Origin of the sequence: Costertonia aggregata, from assembly GCF_013402795.1 — a bacterium.
Classification (GTDB): Bacteria; Bacteroidota; Bacteroidia; order Flavobacteriales; family Flavobacteriaceae; genus Costertonia; species Costertonia aggregata.
Window position 1 is genome coordinate 3,693,689 of the sequence record NZ_CP058595.1, and the last position, 21,743, is coordinate 3,715,431.

General features: G+C 37.4%; 18 protein-coding genes. 12 read left to right on the forward strand and 6 right to left on the reverse strand.

Annotation, left to right across the window (positions count from 1 at the left end; all coding sequences use genetic code 11):
- Positions 1-216: 216 nt before the first annotated feature.
- From HYG79_RS16975 to HYG79_RS17015, 9 genes are all read left to right on the forward strand, one after another.
- The gene (locus HYG79_RS16975; RefSeq protein WP_179243253.1) at positions 217-1,131 is read left to right on the forward strand and encodes a hypothetical protein; all 915 of its coding nucleotides are present in this window, start codon (positions 217-219) and stop codon (positions 1,129-1,131) included.
- A 194-nt stretch (positions 1,132-1,325) separates the two neighbouring features.
- On the forward strand, positions 1,326-2,375 hold the full coding sequence (locus HYG79_RS16980) for a helix-turn-helix domain-containing protein (RefSeq protein WP_179243254.1): 1,050 nt from the start codon (positions 1,326-1,328) through the stop codon (positions 2,373-2,375).
- 90 nt (positions 2,376-2,465) lie between these two features.
- Positions 2,466-4,613, forward strand: a complete 2,148-nt coding sequence (locus HYG79_RS16985) for a serine hydrolase (RefSeq protein ID WP_179243255.1) — start codon at positions 2,466-2,468, stop codon at positions 4,611-4,613.
- A 48-nt stretch (positions 4,614-4,661) separates the two neighbouring features.
- Positions 4,662-5,090 (forward strand): nuclear transport factor 2 family protein, encoded by a 429-nt coding sequence (locus HYG79_RS16990; protein ID WP_179243256.1) that lies wholly within the window; start codon positions 4,662-4,664, stop codon positions 5,088-5,090.
- A gap of 200 nt (positions 5,091-5,290) precedes the next feature.
- The gene (locus HYG79_RS16995) at positions 5,291-5,698 is read left to right on the forward strand and encodes a DUF4345 domain-containing protein (protein WP_179243257.1); all 408 of its coding nucleotides are present in this window, start codon (positions 5,291-5,293) and stop codon (positions 5,696-5,698) included.
- Between the two features lie 44 nt (positions 5,699-5,742).
- A complete protein-coding gene (locus tag HYG79_RS17000; RefSeq protein WP_179243258.1) occupies positions 5,743-6,849 on the forward strand; it encodes a serine hydrolase domain-containing protein in 1,107 nt (368 codons plus the stop codon).
- A gap of 90 nt (positions 6,850-6,939) precedes the next feature.
- Positions 6,940-8,667, forward strand: a complete 1,728-nt coding sequence (locus HYG79_RS17005; protein ID WP_179243259.1) for a serine hydrolase — start codon at positions 6,940-6,942, stop codon at positions 8,665-8,667.
- Positions 8,668-8,672: 5 nt separating this feature from the next.
- Positions 8,673-9,698: a serine hydrolase domain-containing protein gene (locus HYG79_RS17010; protein ID WP_179243260.1), complete on the forward strand. Its 1,026-nt coding sequence runs from the start codon at positions 8,673-8,675 to the stop codon at positions 9,696-9,698.
- A 4-nt stretch (positions 9,699-9,702) separates the two neighbouring features.
- Entirely contained in the window at positions 9,703-10,155 is a 453-nt protein-coding gene (locus tag HYG79_RS17015; RefSeq protein ID WP_179243261.1) for a YybH family protein, read from the forward strand.
- A 258-nt stretch (positions 10,156-10,413) separates the two neighbouring features.
- On the opposite strand, the gene HYG79_RS17020 is transcribed toward HYG79_RS17015, so the two are convergent.
- From HYG79_RS17020 to aroC, 5 genes are read right to left on the reverse strand one after another with little or no spacing between them, the layout of a single operon-like run.
- Positions 10,414-11,586: a flavohemoglobin expression-modulating QEGLA motif protein gene (locus HYG79_RS17020; protein WP_179243262.1), complete on the reverse strand. Its 1,173-nt coding sequence runs from the start codon at positions 11,584-11,586 to the stop codon at positions 10,414-10,416.
- The gene (locus tag HYG79_RS17025) at positions 11,583-12,410 is read right to left on the reverse strand and encodes an N-formylglutamate amidohydrolase (RefSeq protein ID WP_179243263.1); all 828 of its coding nucleotides are present in this window, start codon (positions 12,408-12,410) and stop codon (positions 11,583-11,585) included. The genes HYG79_RS17020 and HYG79_RS17025 overlap by 4 nt, the downstream gene beginning before the upstream one ends.
- On the reverse strand, positions 12,403-13,434 hold the full coding sequence (gshB, locus tag HYG79_RS17030; protein WP_179243264.1) for a glutathione synthase: 1,032 nt from the start codon (positions 13,432-13,434) through the stop codon (positions 12,403-12,405). Before gshB ends, HYG79_RS17025 begins: the two co-directional genes overlap by 8 nt.
- Before the next feature lie 50 nt (positions 13,435-13,484).
- Positions 13,485-14,810 (reverse strand): dicarboxylate/amino acid:cation symporter, encoded by a 1,326-nt coding sequence (locus HYG79_RS17035; RefSeq protein ID WP_179243265.1) that lies wholly within the window; start codon positions 14,808-14,810, stop codon positions 13,485-13,487.
- 59 nt (positions 14,811-14,869) lie between these two features.
- Positions 14,870-15,934, reverse strand: a complete 1,065-nt coding sequence (gene aroC / locus HYG79_RS17040) for a chorismate synthase (RefSeq protein WP_179243266.1) — start codon at positions 15,932-15,934, stop codon at positions 14,870-14,872.
- Positions 15,935-16,142: 208 nt separating this feature from the next.
- Here aroC and HYG79_RS17045 point away from each other — a divergent pair, with 208 nt between their 5' ends.
- Positions 16,143-16,997: a UDP-2,3-diacylglucosamine diphosphatase gene (locus HYG79_RS17045; RefSeq protein ID WP_179243267.1), complete on the forward strand. Its 855-nt coding sequence runs from the start codon at positions 16,143-16,145 to the stop codon at positions 16,995-16,997.
- Here the strand turns inward: HYG79_RS17045 and HYG79_RS17050 are convergent.
- Positions 16,986-19,898 carry an FAD-binding and (Fe-S)-binding domain-containing protein gene (locus HYG79_RS17050; protein ID WP_179243591.1) on the reverse strand — a complete coding sequence of 971 codons (2,913 nt, stop codon included), beginning with the start codon at positions 19,896-19,898 and terminating at the stop codon, positions 16,986-16,988. The two genes, HYG79_RS17045 and HYG79_RS17050, sit on opposite strands and share 12 nt — an antisense overlap.
- Positions 19,899-19,992: 94 nt before the next feature.
- On the opposite strand from HYG79_RS17050, the gene HYG79_RS17055 reads away from it, so the two are divergent.
- Together HYG79_RS17055 and HYG79_RS17060 are read left to right on the forward strand one after the other, a co-directional pair.
- Positions 19,993-20,502 carry a hypothetical protein gene (locus tag HYG79_RS17055; RefSeq protein ID WP_179243268.1) on the forward strand — a complete coding sequence of 170 codons (510 nt, stop codon included), beginning with the start codon at positions 19,993-19,995 and terminating at the stop codon, positions 20,500-20,502.
- Between the two features lie 93 nt (positions 20,503-20,595).
- Positions 20,596-21,705: a TlpA disulfide reductase family protein gene (locus HYG79_RS17060; RefSeq protein ID WP_179243269.1), complete on the forward strand. Its 1,110-nt coding sequence runs from the start codon at positions 20,596-20,598 to the stop codon at positions 21,703-21,705.
- Positions 21,706-21,743: the final 38 nt, after the last annotated feature.

Here is a 21,743-nt window from a genome sequence, read left to right on the forward strand (position 1 = left end):
ATACTTTACCAAGTTACTATCATCTATTTTTACAATAGTATGGATGCTTTAAGCTTGAGCTCTTTTTAGAGGAAAAAATATCGGGAACACGTTTTTTTATATTGAAGTCTTGATGATCCTACTCGGCACGATGCAAAACGTATTACCATGTCCTGTCTTTAAAAATCTAACAACTTGATAAAATCTTTATTAAAATACATTCTGAAAACCCAAATAATGAGAATCTTATTTTTAATCGTAACCCTATTTGCAATGACTTTTTCATCATATGGTCAAGAACTGGATTCCGTACAAAAGCTCTTGTTTAATAACTTTGTAAAAGTATTTGAAAATGAACACTTTGCGATACAAGACCGTGTTCAGCAAAAGGTAATACACGATGAAGCATTATATTTTCTTTTCAAGATTGTACCAAAAAAAGAAGGCAACTATTTTATAAAGCAAGTTTTTGAACACAAGCCGGGTTGGGGTTACAAGAAAAATAGCATTTTGAATGTGGTCAAAGCTGTAAAAAAAGGAACCCCACGATTTTTTTCCGGTATAGAACCGTCACCATTTAATAGTCCTACATGTTGGGTCGGGGATACAATAGTGATCCCTATTTTTTGGAACAAAAATATCGTAACAAGCGATTTTTCAAAAGGAGAAAAAACAGAACGTGAAATTTATGGTAAAATGGATACGGTTTCCACATACAATAACCGAGATAGGCAGCTAAACTGGAAAATCACGAATATGGTAAACGAGGTTAAAGTCGAGGGCGTAAGTTCGTCGTATGCCGTTCATCGCCATCTTAAGGATGAGACCGTTTCACATAATATCCGTTTGAAAGCGATACAGCCGGGAAAATTCATTTTGAAAATTGGAGCGGTACGGCATAAATTAATGATCTATCCTAAGGATCGTAACATTACCAAAACGGTAACACAGGTAATTGGTCTACAATGGGAGGGCAAAACCACTTCGTATGCGCTCCCGCCGGGATACAGCAAATCGCATTTTGTGCCCTATGGTAAATTACGGGTCGGCGATACCATTGCCTTTACCTTTTTAAGCTATGTACAAGCGGTCAATAACCCACAAAATATTGACCCTACAATCATTGTTCAAAAATTGGCGTTTGACGAGTAGCAATAAACCCCGTAAAAATATTTTGATGTTGTCAACAAGTTTATAATATATTTGGATTATAGCTATTGAAAATAATTTTAGGATGGTTGAGCATTGTTGTCGGTCTATAAAAATCATTTAAACGAATTTTATCTTAACATTGGCAAATATTAGAACGAACATTTGAAATTTTTAAAAAACACCAATTTATATAAATGAATTTTGAAACCCAACTCATCTTTTTTTTTAGTGCTTTAGGAGCATTTAATGGGTTTTTATTATCACTCTACTTTGCCACTGTCGCACAAAGGAAAAAGTTTTCAAATTACTTTTTAGCGTTATTACTGTTAGTCTTGAGTATAAGAATTATCAAATCCGTATTCTTATTTTTTAATCCAAATTTATTTAGTGTTTTTGTACAGATAGGACTTTCTGCTTGTGTATTGATTGGACCAGCACTGTACTTGTATACTTTATCTCAAATAAAATCATCAAAAGTCAAAAAATTGTGGATTCACTTAATTCCCTCTTTGAGCATAGTAATTATATTAGGAATTGTATATCCGTATTTGGACAATAGAAAACTGTGGACCACATTCTTAGTTAAGGGAATTTATTTACAATGGTTGGTTTATATTATTTTAACAGGTTTTAAACTAAAGCATATTTTAAATAAAGTAACCTCAAAAAGTACAAAGCTCAATGATGTCGAAGTTTGGTTGTTAAGTATTTTTGCAGGAGTAACGATTATTTGGCTTTCTTATAATATTGCTTCTTATACATCCTACATTGTCGGGGCATTATCATTTTCATTTGTTTTTTACCTTTTGGTTTTATTATGGTTGTTCAAAAAGAATAAAAGCACCCTGTTTTTTCAAGAAAAAGTAAAATATGAGAATAAAAAAATCGATACAAAAGAGGTAAAATTAATTGCAGAAAAACTAACAGTGATTAAGGGTGAGAAATTGTTCAAAAACCCCAATTTAAAATTGTTGGACATTGCTAACCAACTCAATATTTCATCTCATCAACTATCACAGTTTTTGAATGATAATTTAGGTAAGTCATTTTCTTTGTTTATAAACGAATTTCGAATTGAAGAAGCAAAACAGTTATTGATTTCAAGTGAAGCATACACCATAGAAACTATTGGTTACGATTGTGGTTTTAACTCTAAGTCTACTTTTTTTACAACTTTCAAAAAAATAACAGGGACTACACCAGCTAAATACAAAAAAGAAAAGAGTACAAAAGAAACCGATTAAAAGTCTTTATTCATATAGTAGTAGTTCGGATTTATAATAGAAAACCTTTTTAAATAAGAACGATTGCATATTGCGATAAATTAATATCGCATGCGAAAAATAACATTCCTTCTATTGATTCTGCCTATTCTAATGGGTTTCAAAAACTCAAGGAAAGCACAAGATAAAATACTTTTCATAGTATCTAATCAACATACTTACGGAAATACAAATTTAAATACTGCCAATCATTTTTCTGAAATCGTATTGGCTTATGATGTATTTGAAAAAAAAGGTTATAAAGTAGATTTTGTAAGTCCAGAAGGAGGTGCTATTCCTGTTGGATATATCAAAACGTCTGATAGTATTCAAAAAAAGTATCTATACGATGCTGATTTTATGAATTTACTTAAAACCACCTTAAAACCAGAAGTCATTAATCCCGAAGACTACAAGGCTGTGTACTATGTAGGAGGTGGAGCCGCAATGTTTGGTGTGCCAGATAACAAAGCCATTCAGGCAATAACCATGTCTATTTACAATAACAATGGTGTTGTTTCTGCCGTGTGTCATGGTACCGCTGGTATTGTTGACTTAAAAACAGATGATGGCAGCTATTTGGTAAATGGTAAAAAAGCGAACGGTTTCCCAGATAAATTTGAAAACCAATCAGCTGACTACTATAAAACATTCCCTTTCTCAATAGAAGAAGCAATAACAAGAAATGGAGGAAAATTCATGTATTCAAAAAAGGGTTGGGACAACCATTATATTGTTGATGGAAGGTTAGTTACCGGTCAAGATCCTTCTGCTTCGAAAACAGTAGCCGAAAAGGTCGTTGAATTACTGGAAAAGCAGAACAAACAGTTTATTGGTTTAAAAGAAAATGTTGATTTAAAATCAAAGGTTGATAATTATGTCAATAAAATAATGGAAGAATTTGACATTAAAGGCACAGCAGTAGCAATTTTAAAAGATAACCAAGTTATACATAAAGCATATTATGGAAAAGCCAATATTGCCTATGATATTCCTGTTAGCAACACATCAATTTTTAAAACACACTCACTAACAAAACTTTTTGTTTCTGTAGCCGTTTTTAAACTCATTCAAAATAAAAAAATCAACCTTGAAGATGCTATTGGAGAATTTTTACCCGATTTACCTTTAAACTGGAAATCCATTCAAATAAAACATCTTCTCTCTCATTCATCTGGATTACCAACTATGCCCGTATCAAGAAATCTAACCGAATTGGAGGCTCAAGAAATTATTTTTAACAAAAACATTCAAACTTCACCTGGTAAAGAATATCACTATAACCGAACCAATTTATGGTTATTAAAACAGCTTATTGAAAAAGTTAGTAAGCGAAAATTTCAAGATTTAATTGTCGAAAATCAATTTAATGGAAATGATACGGGTATTTCTTTTTCTGGTGACATTTTAGATATCGTACCCAATAGAGTTACCGAGTATTACCCAAATAAAAACTACGAACCAAAGATTTTTGATTTTTACTTGCCAGACTATTTATTATCAGCAGGTGGGCTTAATATAACATTAGACACTTATATAAAATGGGATCAACAATTTAATGTTGGGAGTTTATTAAATCAAAAGAACAAAACTATAATGACCACTCCATTTCCTTACAAGGATGGAAGCTCATTCTTCTCATATGGATGGAGAATTGAGTATTTAAATAAGATCAAAACCATTGGTTTTAGTGGCGGAGGCATATCGGTATTTAAAAAAATACCTAGTAAAAATATGACAATCATTTTTTTATCCAATGGCTATAGATACGATCCTTACATAGAGCGTGTCAGTAATAATTTATTGGGTATTGTAGATGAAACACTTCGTAATACAGAAAACTTAGCCAGTGAAGAATTGGAAATAGCAATCAATAAAAAGAATTACAAAAATGTTCAAATACTTTTAAATCGGCTTAAAGATGATAAAGACTATAGCATGATTGATTTTGAAATGATCATTAATGAAATAGGATATAGCTTTCTAAACGCTATTCAGCCTAGATTAAATGAAGCCATAGAAGTCTTTAAGTTAAATACCCGAAACTACCCAAAATCTTGGAATGCTTTTGATTCTTTGGCCGAAGCATTTGGAATAAAAGGAGATATTAAAAACGCTAAAATAAACTATGAAAAAGCACTTGAACTTACTCCAAAAGGTAATGCCGCTAACATAGAAAGGATAACAAATCTTATTAAAAATCTCAAAAAAAGCAATTAAAACACCTCATCTTAACATCTGACATTTTAACTCTAAAACAATACAAATATGAAAACGAAAATCATCACATTATTACTTTGCATAACCATATCTACAACTATTTGTGCTCAAGATTCCGATTACAAATTAATAGAACAAACCGTGTCTTATTATTTAGATGGCGGAACAAATAACGACTTTGACACGCTAAAAAAAGCATTTCACAAAAACGCAACCATGAAATTTATTAGCAATGGAGAATATACCGAAGTAAATGCTATTGAAGCTTTTAGAAAAGGTATAAAACCAGGACCAAAACAAAATAGAAAAACGAGTATTGTATCTATTGATATTACCGGTATGGCAGCAAGTGCAAAACTAAAATTAGAATACCCTAACGGAACATTTATAGACTATATGAATCTTTTAAAGATTGATGGAGAATGGAAAGTCGTGAGTAAAATATTTCATAGGAAAACAAAGACGGAAAAAAAGTAGCTGACGACTGGAAGATGTATTTAGGATTTTGAAAAGGAAAAGCTATACGTCTTGTTGAGCAGTTGATAAAAAAGGTCTAAAAAAAGTGCTAAACAACCTTGCCAACTCTCTGGAAAATTAACGCTGAATGAATGAGCTGTCGTACAATGGAAACATTTTGACCATCATTTAAGACAATTTGATTTTCAGCGAAGAAAAAAATGAATGATAAAATAAATTCGGTTCTAAAGAACTTACATCTTTTAATAGCCATTGCTATTGTACTACCAACAGGAATAATTTATGGGTCACCATCTATTCTTACTAAGCAATTGGATATTCAAGTCAATACAGTTGACCTTTCAAACATGCTCAAAGCAATAATGTGTTTATACATTGGAATTTCCATGATATGGATTTTAGGAATTTGGAAAAGAGAATATTGGAAACTTGCAACTCAACTGAATATTTTATTTATGCTGACTCTTGCTACAGGACGTGCGCTGAGTATGGTAATAGACGGACTTCCAACAGGAGGTTATATTTTCGGAATAATAGCTGAATTTGTTCTTGGAATTTATTCGATTTACCAACTGAAAAAGTATCATTTGAAAAAAATTGAAAGGTAAAAAGGTCATCAGGTAACTACAATATATAACTAATCGAACACACTATGGGAAGAATACTATTTTTCGTTTTAATATCAATTATCACTGTTGGTTGCAATTTCATAACAAAAGAGAAAAACTCTATTGAGCAAAATCCGATTGAAAAAAAAATAGAAAAAGCAATGGCCGAAAATAATGTGCCTAGTTTATCCATCGGAATTATTCGAGACGGAAAAATAGATGTACTCAAAGGTTTTGGTACTAAATCAAGAAAAGACACCACTAAAGTAAATGAAAACTCCATATTTCAGATTGCGTCCCAATCAAAAATGTTTACTGGTATAATGGTTAATAATTTGATTCAAGAAGGGAAATTAAATCTTGAAGAATCGATTACAAGTTATTTTCCATCAGACATCAACGAAAATGCCAAAAAAAGGTTGGATAAAATCAAATTGAAATTTTTACTAAATCATACGTCTGGTATACCAAGTGATGCTTGTTCAGTGTATAGCGAAAGAATTGATGGTGATGCTTGGACAAAGGGATATTCCATAGAACAACTCATAAAAGATATCAATACTATAAAATTGGAATTTGAACCGGGTTCACAGTTTCAATACTCCAATTCGGGGTACGCAGTAGTCGGCTTCATTTGTGAGACGGTCAGCAATTTAAGTTACAGTCAGCTTCTCGAAAAATATGTCACCCTTCCATATGAGCTAAACAATACATCTGTAAGGTTAAGTGACACCCAAGCTTTAAGGCTTGTAAGACCGTACAGAAAAGATAACAGGATGATTGCGACCGAACCTTCGAATATGGGAATGGCTACACCTGCAAGTGCTATTTATTCTAACGCAACGGATTTGACCAATATACTAGCTGAACAAATTAAGGCATACCGATTGTACGACAGCCTAAACGAACAAAGTCCGCTTATCCTAACCAAACAGACTTCTAAAATGGATGAAAAACTTCAATATGGTTTTGGTCTTATAAAAATGACAAGCGGTTCTGATATAAAGTATAGTCATGGCGGCGATGCTGACGGCTTTGCTTGCGAGTATTTCTTCAGTCCTCAAAAAAATACTGGAGTTGTTCTACTTACATCAAGCGGAGGAAGATGGCTTGGAGAATTGGCCGATGGAATTCTTGAAAATTTAAAATAATAATCGTGTAATATGAAACCTAGCCAAATAACTATACTAATAGTACTATTTTTTCAATCATGCACAAACCCACCTAATACTATTGATTTTGTGAGTAATAAAATAAAAAAAACAGAAACCAACCTCACAACACCAGTTTATATAAAAGGTGACAAGACATGGTCAATTGAAGAAAGAATGAAGCATTACGGAGTTCCTGGTGTAAGTATTGCAGTAATAAACAACGGCGAAATAGAATGGACAAAAACGTATGGCGTAACCGATAAAGAAAGTAAAACTCCCGTTACCAAAGAAACTCTTTTTCAAGCTGCATCAATTAGCAAGGCTCTGAGTGCATATGCGGCATTGTGCCTTGTAGAACAAAATAGAATGACCTTAGACGAAGATATTAATACTTTTTTAAAATCATGGAGGTTAGAAGATAATGAGTTTACTGAAAAAAAGAAGGTAACATTGAAGAGTCTTCTTAATCACTCTGCCGGAGTAACTGGTCGTGGTTTTTACGGCTATAGTCCTGGACAACAAATACCAACGCTACTTGAAGTATTAAATGGAACTGACCCTGCCAATTCAGAAGGTTTTTTTGTTAATAAACTCCCTGAAGAGAGTTACAGGTATTCAGGTGGCGGTTATACTATTTTACAACAAATGATGATAGATGTTGAAGAAAAACCTTTTCCAATACTGATGGAAGAATTAGTGCTGGAGCCTTTAAAAATGCAAAATAGCACTTTTAATCAGCCCCTTCCAAATAAACAATTGAAATTGGCAGCAACTGGCTATTATTCTGATGGTTCCATGGTAAAAGGAAAAAGACATACTTATCCAGAGATGGCAGCTGCTGGGTTATGGACAACCGCAGAAGACCTTGCAAAATTTGTCATTACCATCCAGCAAACTTTAAAAGGAGAAAGTAAAGTAGGCTTATCTAAATCAATGACAACTAAAATGCTTACACCTTCAATTGTAGAAACAATGGGGTTAGGTGTGTTTATTAGAAAGAAGAAAGACGAAATTTATTTTGAACATGACGGTGGTAATGAAGGATTCCTAGGACAGTTCACTGCACATAAGGATAAGGGGTATGGAGTGGTTATATTAACAAACTCTTTTCACCAAGATTTTAATTCAGAAGTTATTAGGTCTGTTGCCCTTGCTTATGAATGGCCTGATTTCGTTCCTTCCTATGAGAAAAAGAAACTTAACAATACTGTACTTGATGAAATTTGTGGCAGGTATCGTATTAATAACAATGAACTAATAAAAGTGTATGAAAACAATAACATACTTTATAGCAAGGAATTAGGAATGGAACCGATAGAATTAATTCAAGTTTCCGACAGTACTTATGTGAGTAGAAATGTACAGCAGTTAATTCAATTTAACCGAAAGTCTGAAAATAGGACGATGGAGCTAATTGACATTCACAGTGGTAATATCATTTCAAACTACACTAAAATGAAAGATGAAGATAAAATCCCTATAGAACATTTTCTTGATGGTGATTTTGAAAAAGGGTTATCTACGTACAAAAGCATCATGAAAACCAATCCAAAGAATCCAGATATTAATGAAAATACTTTGAATGCAATAGGTTATGACTTCCTAAATAGAAATAGAATGAAATTGACTCTAGACATTTTTAAGGTAAATACGATTCTCTATCCTAATAGCTTTAATGTTTATGACAGTTTAGCAGAAGCTTACTATACAGATAAACAGTATGACTTAGCTTTATCAAACTATAAAAAATCATTGGAATTGAATCCAGAAAACACAAATGCAGAAAAGATGATAACTAAGATTAAAAACATTTAGAAACAATGAAGAAAGTAGTTTTATGCCTTACGCTTTGCATAGCTTTCCTAAATGTAAGCTGTCATCAATATAAAAGTGTCGATGAATATGTTCAACAGGAATATCTTGATGGAGAACTCAATGGTAATGTTCTCGTTGTAAAAAATAAGAAAGTTCTATACGAAAACTCTTTTGGGATTGCCCATCCCGAAACCAAAGAACCCTTAACGGCCGAGCATCGTTTCGCTATTGGTTCTATCTCTAAAGAATTTCCAGGCGTAGCCGTAATGCAACTCTACGAAGGTGGAAGCCTGAAGCTTGATGACAAGGTGAGCAAACATCTTAAAGGTTTACCAGCTTGGGCTTCGACTATAAGTATTCAGCAATTATTCAAATACACAAGTGGTTTACCAAGAGTAGCGTGGGAACGTTATGGAGAAAACCAAATGACCGTTACTCACGAATTGTTGCTGAATGATTTAAAAAAAGTAGAACAGCTTGCTTTTGAACCCGGTTCAGACTATCTCTATTCAAATTACAATCCTATATTGCTCATTAACATTGTAGAAGCCGTTTCCGGTCAATCTTTTGAGGATTATGTGGCACAGAATATTTTCATACCTACAAAAATGACCAATAGCTATTTTGGAAAGGCTACGCCTTGGAAAGACGAAACATTACCTGCTTATCCTTTTGACCAAGACAACCATCTTGATGCCTTTAAGATGGACGGTATTAAGTTTTTAATGCTATTTACTGCACAGGATATGTATCAATACCTCCGTCATTTGCACAGCTATAAACTGCTATCAAAAGAATCTGTAAAATTACTTTCTGAACGGGAAGGCTCACAATCGCCTTTAGGCGTATTAGAATGGGATGATGATACATTGGAGGTTCACCATCATCATGGCGAGCAAGGAAGCTATGAGTCTGTCATTAGATATCATCCTGAAGACGACTTATATATCATTATTTTGAAGAACCAAAAGGTTTTTAATGTGATGGATATGGCAGATAAAATCAAGAAAATCGTTAACCAAAACCTCTAATTTCATGAAAGCAATACAACTACTGATATTAGCATTTTTATGCTTCAATCAAATAGAAGCACAGGTGCTCAACGGAAACAAACAAGACATTCAAACCATATTGAAAAACACGGAGAATTTTTCAAAATATGTTATGGCATCAGATTATAGGAAAATAGCCTCATCCTATACACAAGACGCAAAAATATTTCCTAATAATACCAAAATATTAGAAGGGGAAGATATTATCAAATATTGGACTTTACCAGAAGGGTTAAGTACATCATATCATAAGATTACACAAAGCGAAATCACCATTATTAAAGATACAGCTTATGATTACGGGTATTATGAGGGTAAGACCAAACACAAAGATGGACACATTTCTTCTTGGAAAGGGAAATATGTCATTGTTTGGAAAAAAATAAATGGGGACTGGAAAATGTATCTGGATATTTGGAATAACATTAATAAGTAAACCAAATAAAAAATGGTTGGGAATATAACTAAAACCTTTCTTCTATACCTGATTATGTCCCTTTTTAATGCAAAAATAACGAGAATAAAGGCCCTTATTTGAACGAACTTTACGAAAAGAGAGAGCTCAATGAAAATATGTTAACAACGAAATATAGAAAAACACTCTACGAAAAATCATTTGGTTATACACACAGCTAGAAAAAGCAAAACAATAAGCCATAGCCCAGACCGATAACGAAAGCTTTAAAATATTCGTCTACTTCAAATTGTTCAGTATAAAATCCAAAGTGGTATTGGTATTCAAGTTCTGCCGATAGGCGGTATTGGTATAGGTGTTTTTTTGCGCCAATCCTAAAGTGTGTAATTGGTTTATGGCACTTTCATAATCCAAGGACACTTTGCCCGAGAGCATGGTATCCATAGGCTTTTCTTTAAGGTATCGTTTATATATTTTACGTAAACCGCTCAAGTATAAGCGATCTTTGGTAAAACCACCGCCCCTATGTGCCCTGAGCGTAATGGAAAAGGCATCGTTGCGATTGAGTTTATATTGGTTGTGAATCAAATCAAAGGTATCAGAGAAGCTATATCCTTTAATTAAACTATCGGATGCCAAAACCCTATAAGCCAATTCTTTAAGGCGTTTAAGGGTCAACGCCCCGCTCATGTATTCACTAAAGACCGCAAGGCCTTCTTGGGTTTCCACATTTTTTGGAAATCCGTTGGAAAAAACCTTTAACGGTTGTTGCATTCCGTTGTAGGTGGTGACCAAATGCACCCCGATCTCATGGTTGGCCAAAGTGAGCAATTGGTTTTCACTGAACTTTGTATTTCGTTTAATCAATAAGGCTTGTGAAGCGTTACTGACCATGGCGTCCGCGGCCATATGGGTAGAGAACTTGATGTTCAGCTTAAAATCATATTGTGTTGCGAAGTTTTCAAAATAGGTTTTGGCATCTTCGGCACTATACACCTTATCCATATCCGAGGACATGGGCTCATCGGCAAAATGAAGGATAAACTGTGCGTTCTGTACGTCTTTTTCGGTGGGTGAGCCATATACCCGTAGCGAGTTGTAATAAAACTTTCGGTCCTGCCCTATGGTCTCGATACACTGTACCATGTTGGAATAGTAGTAAATGATATCCTGATACAGTTTCCGTATCTGTTCATTGTCTACACGTTCCAAACGTTGAGAAAAGAATAAACGGTGCAGTTTATAGGGATTGAACTTTAGTTTTGGGTATCTAAAAACGGGGTTTTCCGTATATTTTGAAGTGAAAAATTGATGTTTGGCCTTTTCAATGTTCAAAGGGTTCACATAGCTCAATAATTCTATTTTTTTTACCAAACGGTCTAGATTCGCATCTATTTCGAACAAATCGGTATTTTCCCTTTCTATCTGTGACTGTTGCCGCTCGCCTATCATACCCGTGCTTCTTGAAATTCTTTTACCTGCAAAGGTATCAATTCTTTTAATTGGTCTTCTACAGATCGTACCACTTCCGGATATACGGTGCCATCATATTCATCACAGTATACCTTGGCGATTTCAGTGGCCAAGACCAAAGTATTATCAAAATTTTGGGTAATGTATTTTAGAAAATGGCCATTGCCTTGAAACGTATCGTTTATTTTGGAGGTAGATACAATACCATTGGGTAATTGCATAGTACCCAGCTTGTAGTTCCAAGATGCGGCCAAAGTACCGAACCTATCGTTATCGATGTTTACAGTCCCTAAATTCCAAGTAGGGACTTCCCGGTCCCAGCGTTTCCAGTTGTAGCTGTGCATATCAAAAACAATGGCTTTGCCGTGAATGGTCTCTATTTTTTCGACAAGGGTATGAACAACTCTGTAGAAGTTATTGTGTTTTAGCATACTCAATTGGGTTTCTTCGGGCGAAAGTGGTGATTTCCATAATTGTTTTCCCCAGGCATCGGTATAGATGGCGGTCTCGGGATTTCTGTTCAAGTCGTACTCAAATCTACTGTCACAGCCCTGTATGAGTATCGGGTGCGATTGCACCATCGCTTTCGTACACGGGTCTTCTTCATACCAGCGTTCATATTCGGTATGCAGACAATTGTCCCATAACGACTTTCTGAATTGATGGCCGTCATGTACAGCTGCACATATATAAGGAGCGTACCGTTCAATTTTAACAATAAAGGAATAATCTTCGCATACCGCTTCAAAGGGCACACCAGAGGAAATACTGGAGATGATATTGTCAACGGACAACCTAAGCATTGTCAACTTCGTTACGCAAGCGTGAGCGCCTGTCAAAGGCCTGTAACTTGTCCAACACCTTACTTTCTACAAAATCGATGACCTTGGACTGTATTTTGGTCTTATACACCTTGTTCATGTATGTGATGCCTCCTGGCGACATTACGTTTACCTCTACCAGTTTACCGCCGATAACATCAATACCCACAAAATAGAGTCCGTCTTTGACCAGTTTAGGCCCTATTTGCTTGCAAAGTGCTTTTTCGTGTTTGGTAAGACTGTGTTTGGCGACCGAACCTCCGGCCGAAACGTTGGAGCGATGGTCATCCGAACCCGGTACCCGTTTCATGGCACCAATGGCCTCACCGTTCAACAATAATATACGAACATCACCTTGGTCAGCACCTTCAATATATTCTTGAAGTATGACATAGTTAGATGTTCCATCTGAATTGGTTATGTAAAAATCAAGTAATGATTTTATGTTGTTCATTGCCGATTTTTCGATCAAGATGACCCCAGAACCCCCAAAACCGTTCAAGGGTTTTAAAATCATCTTGTCAGATTTGGATTCCTTGATCTGTCTTACCAAATAATTTTTGTTTTTGGATACGTGCGTAGCTGGAATGATATTGCTATGGGAGTCACCGAATGCAGCGGTGTAAAGCTTGTTATTGGCTTCACGCATGCCCTGTAGGGAATTCATGATGAACACATCGTCCTTAACGGAATCCAAAAAATTAAGCATAATGGGATCTAAGGGCGGATTGGCCCTAAAAAAAATAACATCAAACCCTGCCAAGGGCAGCATTTCTTCACGAAGGGTGGCTTGTTTGTAAAATGATTTTAAACTACCGGGTATCTTTTCCATTCTATTGACTACGGTGCAAAAGGCATTGGTCACGCTGTTACGTATGGTAAGATTTGCCGGGCTGCAGAGGGCGACCCCGTGTTTTCGTTTTACGCATTCGTGAATCAGCGCCAAACTGGTGTCGTTATCAGGGTCTATTTCTTCCCAGGGATACATTAAAAAACAAATATTCATAATAAAGCGGTTATTGTTCCCAATCTTACATAGGCGGAAATTCGTTCAATTTATTTTACTTCTTGGTAGTGATCGTCCCAGTTTTTTATCCTGGGTTTTCCAAGTTTACCTACAGATTTTGCCACCATCATTGAAACACAGGCATCACCTGTTACATTGACAACCGTTCTGCACATATCCAAAGGTCTATCCACAGCAAAAATCAAGGCAAGTCCTATGGCCAGTTTATCGGGTGGGAAACCTATAGATTCCAGCACAATGACCAACATTACCATACCTGCGCCTGGCACTGCGGCAGAACCTATGGAAGCCAAAAGTGCTGTCAAAACGATAGTGAGCTGGTCGGCGAACGTTAGGTCAAAACCCAGCGCTTGGGAGATGAATACAGCGGCCACACCTTGGTATAAACTCGTACCATCCATGTTTATGGTTGCCCCAACTGGAAGTACAAAACTGGAAACTTCCTTATCTACGCCGATATGTTCCTCTACCCTTTCCATGGTCACTGGCAAGGTCGCCGCACTGGAACTTGTCGAAAACGCCAATAATTGGGCAGGACTCATCTTACTAAGAAATGTCAACGGATTGTATTTTGTAAAACCGGATACTACCAAGGCATAAAAAACAATCATCAAGAACAGCCCAAGAACGACCACTCCCGCATATTTCAATAGGGCGAACAATAGGTCTGGATCACCCGATGACACGACAACATTAGCTAAAAGGGCAAAAACCGCTACTGGAGCGGTCAGCATGATCAAATCTACCATTTTCAAAACAACATCGTTCAAAGCGTCAAAAAAGTCCTTTAAGGGTTTGGCCCGTTTTTCCCCTATCAAAAGCATGGAAATCCCTAGAAATATTGTAAAAAATATAACCTGTAACATTAAACTGTTATCGCTTAGTGCCGAAAAGGCATTGTCCGGTACCATATCTTCCAAAAACTGTAACGGGCCGCTATTTTTTTGTTTTGATGCTTCCTCAAGTTTTGAGGTAACCCCACCATCGTTGGAGTAGGTCTCCGTAAGTTTTGCTATGGTTTCATTAGAAATACCGTTGCCCGGCTTTAGTACATTTACCAAAAGAAGCCCAATCGTAATAGCTACTACGGTAGTGCCTATATAAGTCGCTATGGTGCGCAAGCCGATATTTCTGAACTTTGAAATATCCTTTAAATCCGATATGCCTTTTACAAGTGAAGCGAGTATCAACGGAATGGCAATGAGTTTTAAGAGCTTTACGAAGATTGTTCCAAGAGGGTTTATCCAATCATTTACAAAATCAGCCCCCCAGCTTATTTGGGTCATTCCAAATCCGAATAAGATGCCCAATACCATACCAATCAGGATTTTCCAATGCAGTTCCAATTTTCTCATGTAAAAAATTTAGGATAGTAATATACAATTTCTGAAAGCAAACTCAAGAAATGGTTCGCTTATAATTTGATTGTACGGTTCAACAACGTATAATCGGCCAGGACCAAAGCGGTCATGGCTTCTACGATTGGTACCGCTCTGGGCACTACACAGGGGTCATGCCTTCCCTTCCCTTGGGTCGTTACCTTGTTCCCATCCTTATCAATGGTATCGTAAGGCTGAATTACCGTGGCTACTGGTTTAAAAGCCACATTAAAGTAGACATCCATCCCATTGCTTATTCCACCCTGTACGCCGCCGCTATAATTGGTTTTTGTGGTACCGTCTGTATTGAACTTATCATTATGCTCGCTGCCTTTCATCGCAACTCCATCAAAACCACTACCATACTCAAAACCTTTTACGGCATTGATGGATAGCATGGCCTTGCCCAATTCTGCATGAAGCTTGTCAAAAACCGGCTCCCCAAGACCGACAGGTATATTTTTGGCCACACAGGTTATGATGCCACCAATAGTATCCCCTTGTTTGCGAACCTCTTTGATGTAGTCTTCCATCTTCTTTGCAGTTAGTGGGTCAGGACAACGTATGGGGTTCGATTCGGTCAACGACAAGTCCAGATCTTTATAGCTTTTATCCATTTTCAAGTTCCCGACCTGTGAAACAAAAGCGTTTATCGTGACATCGTTGAGAAATTGTTTGGCTATTGCCCCGGCCACTACCCTGCTCGCCGTTTCGCGTGCTGAACTTCGACCGCCACCACGATAATCTCGAAAACCATATTTTTGGTCATACACATAATCGGCGTGGGAGGGTCTATAGGAATCTTTTATGTGCGAATAATCGTGTGATTTCTGGTTTGTATTCCGAATCGCAAAGCCAATAGGCGTACCGGTAGTTTTACCTTCAAAAACACCTGAGAAAAACTCTACGGTATCGGGCTCCTTGCGTTGTGTTACAATAGCTGACTGGCCAGGCCTGCGCCTATCCAACTCGGTTTGAATCGCATCCAAATCCAACGTAACCCCCGAAGGGCATCCATCCAAAACGCCACCAATGGCAGTACCATGGGATTCTCCGAAAGTCGTAAGTCTAAAAAGGTTTCCAAAAATATTGCCTGCCATCTATCTAATTTTAGGGTTGGTGCGGTCTTTTTTATCCAATTTCAAAGGTAATTTTTAAATCGTAGCCACCAAAATTAGGTGGTTGGTAATATACACTTAACATTCAACCGTTTGCTTAATGTTTAATTAACCATATGCTGATCAATTATTGATTTTGAAAACGTAATAAGTTTATACCTATAGGTTTATTTTGTACCAAAGTATTCCCTTGAAAAAAAGAAAGCTAGAAGTTGCCGTTATATCCGATGTTCACCTAGGCACATATGAATGTCATGCCGATGAGCTCATAACGTATTTGAACAGCATACAACCTGCTATACTCATTTTGAACGGTGATATTGTTGATGAATCACGCACGGCAAAAGATTATTTTCCGCCTTCACATATCAAGGTGCTGCGAAAGTTGTTGAGCATGGCCTCAAAGGGTACTGAAATGTATTATATAACAGGCAATCATGATGCCACTTTACGAAAATTTAGCGGAACTTCATTGGGAACCATGAAAGTGGTGGACAAATTGGTGCTTCAAATTGATGGTAAGCTTGCTTGGTTTTTTCATGGTGATATTTTTGATGTGTCGCCTCAAAACGCAAAACGTATTGCAAGATTGGGCAGTTTTGGCTATAAACTATTGATAACGTTAAACCGTTTCGGGAATTGGTTGTCCAAGAAAAGAGGTAAAGAACGTTTTTCGTTTTCCAAAAAGATGGAAAAAAATACCAAAAGGGATTCAAAATACATGAGCGATTTTGAGCAATCGGCAATAGATCTAGCAGTCGATAAAGGATATGACTATGTAGTATGCGGACACACGCACCAACCCAAAAAAGAAGAACATGAAACCAAGAATGGCCGTTGCCTGTATTTAAATTCAGGAGATTGGGTAGAGCATTTGACGGCACTGGAATATTCTTTTAAGCGCTGGAAAATATACAAGTATAACCATGACAAGTTATCTCCTTTCTTTGCCGATGAGGAAATCAAGGAAATGGACATGAAGGAATTGATTGCTACGATACTAAAGAAGAACAAACCTTCTAAGGACAAAGAATCAATTGATTAACGCATTTTTAAGTATGCTCACGGGATGAAGCGCCTTTCGCTGGGTACCATCATAGATTTGATGTCTACAACTAGTACCGTTCGCGGATATGATAACATCTTGGTCCGATTTACGTACCGATGGAAATAATTTTAATTCCCCTATCTGCATACTTACTTCGTAATGCTCTTTTTCGTAACCAAATGAACCGGCCATACCACAACAGCCCGAGGCTATGATGGAAACCGAATAATTTTCCGGAAGGTTTAATATATCAAACGTCACCTTTTGATTGCTCAATGCCTTTTGATGGCAGTGATTATGTACTTTAACGGTCTTTGCCTCTGAAGTAAAGTTATTTTTTGTAATTTCTCCTTTCTGGATTTCCTTGGCCATAAACTCTTCGAATAGATAGCAATTAAGGGCTATCGCCGCCACGGTTTCCGTATCGTCTGAAAATCGTTTATACTCGTCCCTAAAAGTCAAAATAGCCGAGGGTTCCAGACCAATGACGGGACAACCATCGTCAACAAAAGCCTTCAATTTCCCTATGTTGTCCAACGCAAGTTTTTTGGCCTGTTTTAAAAAGCCTTTAGAGATATAGGTGCGGCCACTTTCGGCATAAAAAAGTTCTACGTCATACCCTAATCGCACCAATAGTTCAATGGCATCTTTCCCTAGGTCCACATCCAAATAGTTTGTAAACTCATCAATGTACAACACTACTTTACTTTTTGTTGTACTATTTTGATTTTTAAACTTCTGAAGATATGTATCAAAATCAAAACTTGATACTTTGGGTAAACTTCTTTCCGCTGCTACACCTGCCGATTTCTTTAACAACCCTCCCAATACGCTAGAGTCATAAATGGCATTGGTGAGGACGGAAACCTTACTCCCCAATCTGTTCAGTTTTGTGTTGTAGGCAAAGAGCTTGCTGCGCAAAGGATAGCCGTTGACTTCTTGATACTGATATAGAAACTCCGCTTTTAAAGTAGCCACATCCACATTGCTCGGGCATTCACTGGCACAGGCTTTACAACTAAGGCACAAATCAAAAACCGCTTTGAGTTCTTTTTGGTCAAATTTATTGGGTTTGTCCGATACGGTCAAAAACTCCCGAAGGGCATTGGCACGCCCCCTGGTCGTATCCTTTTCATTTTTTGTAGCATGATAACTTGGGCACATGGCACCCTTCATATGGTGTGTTTTTCTACAGTCTCCGCTGCCATTACACTTTTCTGCAGCTTTTAGAATGCCTTCGCTATCCGAAAAATCGAATAAAGTTTCCACTTGAGGCTCTTCCCTGTCTATTTCATAGCGCAATGCGTCATCCATTGGATAGGCGTCCACTATTTTACCGGGATTAAATATATTTTGGGGGTCAAAGTATGTTTTGATGCGTTTTAGAAGCTCATAATTTTTTTTGCCGATCATTAGGGGTATGAATTCCGCACGTACGATACCGTCACCATGTTCGCCACTAAACGAACCCTTGTACTTTTTTGTGAGTTTTGCGACATCGGTGGTTATGGCCCTAAAAAGGCGTACATCTTCCGATTTTTTTAGATTAAGTATAGGTCTAAGGTGTAGTTCACCTGCACCGGCATGCGCATAGTATACCGCATCTTGGCCATACCCCTTCATAATTTGGGTGAATTCCCCGATAAAATTCTTTAAGTCGGCCAATGCAACAGCGGTATCTTCGATACAGGCAACGGCCTTGCGGTCACCGACCATATTGCCTAAAAGCCCCAAACCAGCTTTTCGTAATTCAAGTGCCATGTTAATTTCGGCGCCCCTTAAAACGGGACTGGCGTAGCTCAAACCGGATTTCCTTATGGTAGATTGCAGCTTTTCTATTTGAGCTTGCAGTTCTTCCTCAGTATGCGCTTTTACCTCTAGCATCAGCAGTGCGGCTGGGTCACCTTCAACGAAAAAACGATTTTTCAGCTGTTCCCGATTGTTTTTGGTACAATCCAATATCACTTTGTCCATCATCTCGCAAGTATGTAGGCTATGTTCCATCACAGGCGCTACATCGCTTAACGAATCTTCCAGGGTCTTGTAATGGGTGACTACCATAGCGGAGCGCTTTGGAGGCAAATCATCCAATTGTAAAGTAATTTCAGTTGTGAAGGCTAATGTGCCTTCACTGCCCGAAAGAAGATGACATAGGTTTAAGTTGGGGGCTTCACCACCAAAAACCGAGCTTTTCAAAAGCTCATCAACAGCGTATCCCGTATTTCTTCGGTGGATTTCCGGTTTTGGGAACTCTTTAAGTATCTCTTTTTGTAAAGATTTGTTGGTCAATTCTTTATAAATATTCTTATAAATAGAAGATTCAAATGTTTTTGAATTCGATTTTTCCGCTATCTCGGTTGGGGATAGTGCAGAAAAATCGGCTTCGGAGCCATCAGACAAAACAGTTTTTAACGAAACTACCTTGTCGCGCGTTACACCATATTGTATTGATGTGGTTCCGGAAGAATTATTGCCTACCATACCCCCTATCATGCATCTATTTGAAGTGGATGTGTTTGGTCCAAAGAACAAGCCATAAGGCTCCAAGTACTGATTGAGCTCATCACGTATGACCCCAGGCTGTACCGTTATCTGCTTTTTTTCTAGATTTAAATGAAGTATTTGGGTAAAGTGTTTGGATACGTCCACAACAATCCCATCCCCTACACATTGCCCAGCCAGTGAAGTTCCGGCCGTTCTGGGAATGAGGCCAATGTTATTTTCGCCTGCAAAGCGTACCAATTCTTTGATATCGTTGACCGATTTGGGAAAAGCGACACCTAGGGGAGATTTTCGATATACCGAAGCGTCGGTAGCATACAAGGCCTTGGTAAGCGTATCTAGCTTAAAATCACCTTCTAGGTCGTTTTGTAACTTTTTTAGCAAATTTTTATCCAATTCGGAACAATTTTTGGTCAACGTTTGAAGTTTTAACCCAAGGGCAAAGATATGAATCGCCCTTTTCTTAACATCAATTCAAATACGGTAACTTATGAAAAAAATGAAATTATTTACTTTTTTATGTTGTTTCGCTACTATTGCCATTTCCGCACAGGATATATCCGATCATGCATTGGGGCTTCGTTTGGGGGATAGTGACGGTTTTGGTGCAGAAATCTCGTATCAAAAATCCATTGGTCGCTACAACCGGGCCGAATTCAACTTGGGATGGCGGGACAGCCGTGCATTTGATGCCTTTAAGTTGTCCGGACTATACCAATGGGTACATACATTGGATGGAAACTTTAACTGGTATTACGGTGTGGGTGGTGGCCTTGGCAGTGTGGATTTCGAGCCCCGCCGTAACAATAATGATGAAGTGTTTACACCCGACGGCGGACTGTTTGTTTTTGCCGCTGGGAATATTGGTGTAGAATATGATTTTAATATTCCCCTACTCCTTTCGCTGGATTTTAGACCGGAAATAGGAATTTTAGGCTACGACGATTTTAATGACAACTTTGATTTTGACATCGCTTTAGGTATCCGATATCAGTTTTAGTAAAAAAATCCATGTAAAGGCCCTTGACAATATTGTTAAGGGCTTTTTTTGTTTACATGTATATAAGTACATTTGCACATCTAAAATATAACCATGAAAAAAATCATTGCATCAGTAATTGTAGTCCTTACCCTTGTCGCATGTAACTCCAATCCCGATGGGTTTACTATAAACGCTACCATTACAGGAGAATTGGAAGATGGCACCAAAGTATACTTAAAAAAACCGGATGAAAGCGGACAGCCGATGGATTTGGATACCACAACAGTGGAAAAAGGCCGATTTTCGTTCAATGGTACAGCCGATGTCCCCGAAATGCAGTATGTGTTTATTGATAAGGTGGAAGGATACATACCTGTAATCATCGAAAAGGGGAATATAGAGATCACCGCCCAAAAAGATAGCTTGGCCTTTGCAAAGCGTGAGGGGTCATTGCAAAATGAAGTGTTTGATGATTACATGGGCGATTCTAGGGAGTTGTCCCAAAAGGCAATGACCATAAATGACGATATGCGAAAGGCTAATGCTTCGGGTAACAAAGATGTGATGAAATCGCTTCAGGAAGAGTATTCAGAACTTCAGGAAGAATTCAAGAATTTTGAAATTGATTATATCAAAAACCATCCGGATGCGCTTATCAGCGTTTTGTTGGTCAATAAAGCCTTAAGAAGCAAAGCATTGCCCGAAGAAGAAGTATCCGAACTTTATGACGGACTTTCGGAAGAAATGAAACAGACTGCGGTCGCCAAAGAGGTAAATGAAATCTTGACCAAAAATAAGGCCACGAATATAGGCGCTAAGGCACCAAATTTTACGGCTCCCACCCCATCAGGGGAGGAAATCGCCTTAAACGAAGTTATGGGGAAAGCTACCATTATTGATTTTTGGGCTGCTTGGTGCAAGCCCTGTAGGGCAGAAAACCCAAATATTGTAAACATTTATAACAAGTATCACGAAAAAGGGTTGAATATCATTGGCGTTTCTTTGGACAGAACTGCTGAAGCGTGGAAAAAAGCCATTGAAGAAGATGGTCTGGAATGGAACCATGTTTCCCATGTAGAATATTTTAACGACCCTATCGCAAAATTATACAATGTACAAGCGATTCCCGCAGCCTTTATCTTAGACGAAAACGGAGTGATCGTCGCCAAAAATTTACGAGGACAGGAACTCGAAGGTAAAATAGCGGAAATGCTTCAGTAACATATGCCTAACATAATAAAACAAGAAGCCCCAAGCGT

Coding starts and splice junctions, on each gene's coding strand:
- HYG79_RS16975 (WP_179243253.1), top strand. CDS start 217: ATGAGAATCTTATTTTTAATCGTAACCCTATTTGCAATGACTTTTTCA.
- HYG79_RS16980 (WP_179243254.1), top strand. CDS start 1,326: ATGAATTTTGAAACCCAACTCATCTTTTTTTTTAGTGCTTTAGGAGCA.
- HYG79_RS16985 (WP_179243255.1), top strand. CDS start 2,466: ATGCGAAAAATAACATTCCTTCTATTGATTCTGCCTATTCTAATGGGT.
- HYG79_RS16990 (WP_179243256.1), top strand. CDS start 4,662: ATGAAAACGAAAATCATCACATTATTACTTTGCATAACCATATCTACA.
- HYG79_RS16995 (WP_179243257.1), top strand. CDS start 5,291: ATGAATGATAAAATAAATTCGGTTCTAAAGAACTTACATCTTTTAATA.
- HYG79_RS17000 (WP_179243258.1), top strand. CDS start 5,743: ATGGGAAGAATACTATTTTTCGTTTTAATATCAATTATCACTGTTGGT.
- HYG79_RS17010 (WP_179243260.1), top strand. CDS start 8,673: ATGAAGAAAGTAGTTTTATGCCTTACGCTTTGCATAGCTTTCCTAAAT.
- HYG79_RS17015 (WP_179243261.1), top strand. CDS start 9,703: ATGAAAGCAATACAACTACTGATATTAGCATTTTTATGCTTCAATCAA.
- HYG79_RS17020 (WP_179243262.1), bottom strand. CDS start 11,586: ATGATAGGCGAGCGGCAACAGTCACAGATAGAAAGGGAAAATACCGAT.
- HYG79_RS17025 (WP_179243263.1), bottom strand. CDS start 12,410: ATGCTTAGGTTGTCCGTTGACAATATCATCTCCAGTATTTCCTCTGGT.
- gshB (WP_179243264.1), bottom strand. CDS start 13,434: ATGAATATTTGTTTTTTAATGTATCCCTGGGAAGAAATAGACCCTGAT.
- HYG79_RS17035 (WP_179243265.1), bottom strand. CDS start 14,810: ATGAGAAAATTGGAACTGCATTGGAAAATCCTGATTGGTATGGTATTG.
- aroC (WP_179243266.1), bottom strand. CDS start 15,934: ATGGCAGGCAATATTTTTGGAAACCTTTTTAGACTTACGACTTTCGGA.
- HYG79_RS17055 (WP_179243268.1), top strand. CDS start 19,993: ATGAAAAAAATGAAATTATTTACTTTTTTATGTTGTTTCGCTACTATT.
- HYG79_RS17060 (WP_179243269.1), top strand. CDS start 20,596: ATGAAAAAAATCATTGCATCAGTAATTGTAGTCCTTACCCTTGTCGCA.